This window comes from Cellulomonas sp. P4_B5_2, assembly GCF_056402235.1.
Genome location: NZ_JBFUHU010000412.1, coordinates 1 through 4,740 on the forward strand (window position 1 = coordinate 1; position 4,740 = coordinate 4,740).

The 4,740-nt window shown below is 74.1% G+C and carries 6 protein-coding genes; 2 read left to right on the top strand and 4 right to left on the bottom strand.

The genetic code is table 11. From position 1 onward, the window contains the following. Positions 1-996, bottom strand: a 996-nt coding sequence (locus tag AC1DUQ_RS20310; RefSeq protein WP_477074479.1) for a protein kinase domain-containing protein, incomplete at its 3' end; no start/stop codon positions are given. 48 nt (positions 997-1,044) lie between these two features. After that, complete coding sequence (locus AC1DUQ_RS20315) at positions 1,045-1,989, bottom strand: lytic transglycosylase (RefSeq protein WP_477074480.1); 945 nt, start codon at positions 1,987-1,989, stop codon at positions 1,045-1,047. Positions 1,990-2,231: 242 nt separating this feature from the next. On the opposite strand from AC1DUQ_RS20315, the gene AC1DUQ_RS20320 reads away from it, so the two are divergent. Then, positions 2,232-2,645 carry an Rv2175c family DNA-binding protein gene (locus tag AC1DUQ_RS20320; protein WP_477061764.1) on the top strand — a complete coding sequence of 138 codons (414 nt, stop codon included), beginning with the start codon at positions 2,232-2,234 and terminating at the stop codon, positions 2,643-2,645. A gap of 4 nt (positions 2,646-2,649) precedes the next feature. Here the strand turns inward: AC1DUQ_RS20320 and AC1DUQ_RS20325 are convergent, their stop codons facing one another. Both AC1DUQ_RS20325 and AC1DUQ_RS20330 read right to left on the bottom strand, forming a co-directional pair. Further along, the gene (locus AC1DUQ_RS20325) at positions 2,650-3,771 is read right to left on the bottom strand and encodes a polyprenyl synthetase family protein (RefSeq protein ID WP_477074481.1); all 1,122 of its coding nucleotides are present in this window, start codon (positions 3,769-3,771) and stop codon (positions 2,650-2,652) included. Between the two features lie 10 nt (positions 3,772-3,781). After that, positions 3,782-4,333 (bottom strand): hypothetical protein, encoded by a 552-nt coding sequence (locus AC1DUQ_RS20330; RefSeq protein ID WP_477061766.1) that lies wholly within the window; start codon positions 4,331-4,333, stop codon positions 3,782-3,784. A 121-nt stretch (positions 4,334-4,454) separates the two neighbouring features. Between AC1DUQ_RS20330 and AC1DUQ_RS20335 the strand changes: the two genes are divergently transcribed. After that, a partial coding sequence (locus AC1DUQ_RS20335; protein ID WP_477074482.1) for a DUF4192 family protein occupies positions 4,455-4,740 on the top strand: 286 nt, incomplete at its 3' end.

The following is a 4,740-nucleotide window of genomic DNA, read 5'->3' on the forward strand; positions in this document are numbered from 1 at the left end:
GTCGAGGTCCTGGTCGAGGTCCTGCCCCTCGTCGGCAGCGTCCTCGTCCGTCTCGGGGTCCAGGTCGGTCTCGGCCGGGTCCGTCGCCGCGGGGAGCACGATCGACGGGCTGACGTCCGCGTGCCGGGCGAGCGTCTCGTCGTCCAGCGCGGCGCGCGTGCGGCGCAGGAGGGTGAGGGCGGCTGCGGCGTCGACAGGCCGGTCGTCGGGGTCGCGGGAGGCGAGCGCCCGGACGGCGTCGTCGATCTCGATGGGTAGCCAGTCGACGAGCTCCGACGGCGCGGGGACGTCGTTGTTGACGTGCTGGAACGCGACCTGGATCGGCGTCTCGCCCGTGAAGGGCTGCCGTCCGGTGAGCATCTCGAAGAGCAGGATCCCGATCGCGTACACGTCGGTGCGTGCGTCGCTGACCCCGCGGGTGACCAGCTCCGGGGCCAGGTAGGCGACCGTGCCGAGCACCGTCCCGGTGGTGGTCGAGGTGACCTCCGTGACCGCGCGCGCCAGGCCGAAGTCCGCGAGCTTCACGCGCCCGTCGGAGGCGAGCAGCACGTTCTCGGGCTTGATGTCGCGGTGCACCAGGCCGACGCGGTGGGCCGCGGCCAGCGCGTCGAGGACGCTCTCACCGATGCGCAGCGCGTCGGCGACGGTCAGGGCGCCACGCTCGCCGATGTGCCGACGCAGGTTGCTGCCGTCGATGTACTCCATCGTCAGGTAGCTGGTCTCGCCGTCGACACCCTGGTCGTACACCCCGACGAGGCCGGGGTGCGTGAGGCGGGCGGCGGTGCGGGCCTCGCGACGGAACCGTGCGACGAAGTCCGACCCGGACGTGCCCTCGGCCAGGTGGGCGTGCATCACCTTGAGCGCGACGTCGCGGTCGAGCCGCCGGTCGACGGCCAGGTAGACGGTCGCCATGCCCCCGCGGGCGATGCGGGACACGACCTCGTACCTGCTGTCGACCAGGCGGCCGACGAACGGATCGGTGATGGTGGCTCCCACGGCAGGGAGTCTACGGTCGCGAGCCCCGCCGGTGCGGCAGGCGCGACCTCAGCGGAAGCGCGTCATGTGCGTCTGGACGTTGGCGACGTAGCGCCGCGTGTCCGCGAACATCCCGTTCTTCTTCACCGACGCCGCGCCCTGGTAGTAGCCGGCGATCGCCGTGGGCAGGTCGGGGGCGTTGCCGACGAGCGCGCGCAGGATGGCGACGCCCGCGGTGACGTTGTCGTCCGGGTTCACGAGGTTGAGCCGACGACCGACGAGGTCCGACGCCCACTGGCCCGACGTGGGGATCACCTGCATGGTGCCGATGGCGTTGGCGGGGGAGACCACCGCGTGCTTGAACCCGGACTCCTGGAACGCGACAGCCTGGGCGAGCGCCGGGTCCACGCCCATCGCGCGGGCCGTCGCGGCGACCTTGGCCTGCATCTCGGCCTTCGACGGCGTCCCGGTGCTGCGCAGGGTGGCGAGGTTCGCGTTGGCGGCGGCGACGACGGAGTCGGAGTAGGTGCGTCCGGCGAACGTGTTGCCGACGGCTGCGGATGCAGGTGCGGCGGCCGGGACCGGCACGGTGAGGGTCTGCCCGATGCGGATCAGCGCGCGGGAGTCGAGGCCGTTGGCAGCGACGATCGCGGCGACGGTGGCGCCGTGCTTGGCGGCGATGGCGGTGACCGTCTCGCCGGACCGCACGGTGTGGGAGACGGTGCTCGCCGCCTGAGCGGCAGCGGCCGGGGCGGGTGCGGCTGCGGCGCCTGCGGTGGACCCCGGGACCGCCAGTGTCTGGCCGACGCGGATGAAGGCGCGTGCGTCGAGCCCGTTCGCTGCCACGATCGCCTGCACCGAGGTCCCGAGCTTCGCGGCGATGTGGCTGACCGTGTCGCCCGAGGCGACCGTGTACGACCCCGCGGCCGGTGTCGCCACGGCGGCCGGTGCGGACGCGGCTGCGGAGGACGACGTCGGGATCGTCAGCACCTGCCCGATCCGGATGCGCGACACGTCCGCCAGGGCGTTGGCGCGCGCGATGGCCGCGACGGTGGTGCCGGTGCGGGTGGCGATGTGGCTGACGGTGTCCCCGGAGCGGACCTTGTAGGCGTGGGGCCTACCTCATGGTGCGGAAGTGAACGGATGGTGCCTGTGTGACTGGAGTGACAGAATGCGAACGTATCCGAATACGGCACGCGGGGAAAGCGCACGGGGGAATTGCGCGGGTGTAATTCGTAGATGCGTACTCTTGTCGGGTGAACGATTCTGCAGAGACCCTCGACCGGCTGGTCGACGAGTGGCTCACCGTCCCTGATGTTGCCGACCGGCTCGGCCTCGACGCCTCGAGGGTGCGCCGGATCGTGCAGGAGCGCCGGATCATCGGTGTCCGCCGCGGCGACCCGCGGGTGTTCTCCGTGCCGGGCGCGTTCCTCGTGCCGGGGCACCTCGCCAACCCGTCGCAGCCGACCAACCGCGACCCGGACCAGCCGTGGGCGGTGCTCGCCTCGCTCCAGGGCACGCTCACGGTGCTGTCCGACGCCGGGTTCACGGACGAGGCAGCCATCGAGTGGCTCTTCACGCCGGACGAGTCGCTGCCGGGCACGCCCATCGACGCACTGCGCGCCGGGCGCAAGACGGAGATCCGCCGGCGGGCAGCCGCGGAGCTCTGAGGACTCAGGCGCGCCGGTCGACCGCCGCGTGCGCCAGACCGACCAGCTGGGAGCGAGCCGGCTCGGCCCACGGCCGCTGGTCCATGAGAGTGAACGCGCGGCCGGCGAGGTCCTCGATGAGGGTCTCGACGTCGTCGGGCGCCCCGGTGCTCCGGATGGCGTCGGCGAGGACCGTCACGTCGGCCTCGGTGAGCGAGCGGTCGCCGAGCCGCTCGCGCAGCAGCCGCRCCGTGGCGTCGTCGGAACGCGCCCGGGCGCGGGCGACCGCACGGGCAGCCAGGACCGTCCGCTTGCCCTCGCGGAGGTCGTCGCCCGCAGGCTTGCCCGTGGTCTGCGGGTCGCCGAACACGCCGAGCAGGTCGTCGCGCAGCTGGAACGCCTCGCCGAGAGGCAGGCCGAGCGAGCGGCAGGCGTCCAGCGCGTCCTCGCCGGCGTCCGCGAGCGCGGCACCGAGCACGATCGGGTGCTCGACGCTGTAGCGCGCCGCCTTCGCCCGGATGACCTCCCGCGCCCGTGCCTCGTCGCCGACGGGGTCGTCGCCCCACGGGATGGCCTGAGCCAGCACGTCGAGGTACTGGCCCACCGTGACCTCGGTGCGCATCAGGTCGAACACGGCCCGTGCGCGCTCGGCGCGCGGTCGCGGCTGCATCGCCAGGGCGCCGGCGAACTCCTGCTCGCTCGCGATGAGCGTGAGGTCGCCCAGCAGGATCGCGGCTGACATGCCGAACCGCTCCGCGTCGCCGGTCAGCCCGTGCCGGGCGTGCAGGAGGGCGAACGCCCGGTGCGCGGCGGGGAACCCGCGACGGGTGTCCGAGTCGTCCATCACGTCGTCGTGGAACAGCGCGGCCGCCTGGAACAGCTCGAGCGCGGCGCCCACGCGGAGCACGGCGTCGGCCTCCGGTGTGCCGGGGACCCCGCCGTGGGCGCGCCAGGACCAGTAGCAGAACGCGGCCCGCAGGCGCTTGCCGCCGGTGAGGATCTGCGCCACCGCGTCGGCGAGCACGTCCGCGTCACCGCTCGCCGCCGCGAGGACGGTGCGCAGCTGCGCGACGTGGCTGGTCAGGACGGCGTCGATACGCGGTCGGACGTCCTCGACGTCGACGAGGGACGGGGTCGCTGTGCTCACGCGGGGCAGCCTACGGCGCGGCCGCGCGGACCCGCCCGCCCAGCGTGAGGGTGCGCTGGTCGTCGCGGTCGAGGATGCCGACGACCAAGAGCTCGGAGCCGGCGCTCCTGGCGAAGGTGGACTGCGCGGCCAGCCCGGCCTCGGCGGCCGGTGGTGTGCCCTCCGTGAACCCGGCGGCCACCAGGGGCGCGCGCACCGCCGCGAGCAGCCCCGCTGCGTCCTGGTCCGAGCGCAGGTTCAGGCTGATCTCGGTGAGGTCGGTGCCGTCGACCGGTGCGGCGGACGAGAGCAGGACCTCCGCGCCGTCGGGGACGGGGACGAGGTCCACGGGGAAGCCGTCGACCACCTCGCCGACCGCCGAGTGGGAACCGTCGTCGTCGGGGAGCAGCGTCTCGGTGGGGCCGGGCGTGGGAGTGGCCAGGGCGAGGGCGCTCCCGGTCGGGGTCTCGCGTCCGGGGCCGCTGGTCGTGCACGCCACGGTCGAGGCGGCGACCGCGAGCGCGACCGCGACGGCCGTGACGCCGGACCGGGCGCGCGCAGGCAGAGGCGCAGGACGGGGCATCGCGACAGGTTAGCGGCCCACGCCCTGCATCGAGACGCCCACATGCCCCTGGAGCTGTGGCCCGGTGCACAGATCCGGTGAGGCGGGCCCGTGGACCCGGCGCGTCGGGTGGGCTGACGGCATGCAGACCACCACGCTCCGGGTGAGCGAACCCCAGGAGATCCTCGCTCTCGTCCCGCACCGGCTCGGGTTCCGCCCCGCGGACAGTGCTGTCGCCGTGAGCCTGCGTCCGCCGCGGGGGGCGGTGGGCCTCGTCGTCCGCGTGGACCTGCCGCACCTCGCCGACGTCTCGGACGGCCCGCTGCTCGCCCGCACGCTCGTCGCCCACCTGGGTCGGGACGGCGCCCGTCGGGGCATCCTCGTGCTCTACACCGATCGTGACCCCCGCGGCGGGGACGGCCCCGCGC

What these genes read in the sequence shown, in the direction of transcription:
- AC1DUQ_RS20330 (WP_477061766.1), bottom strand. Translation starts at nt 4,333, where the DNA reads ATGCCCCGTCCTGCGCCTCTGCCTGCGCGCGCCCGGTCCGGCGTCACG.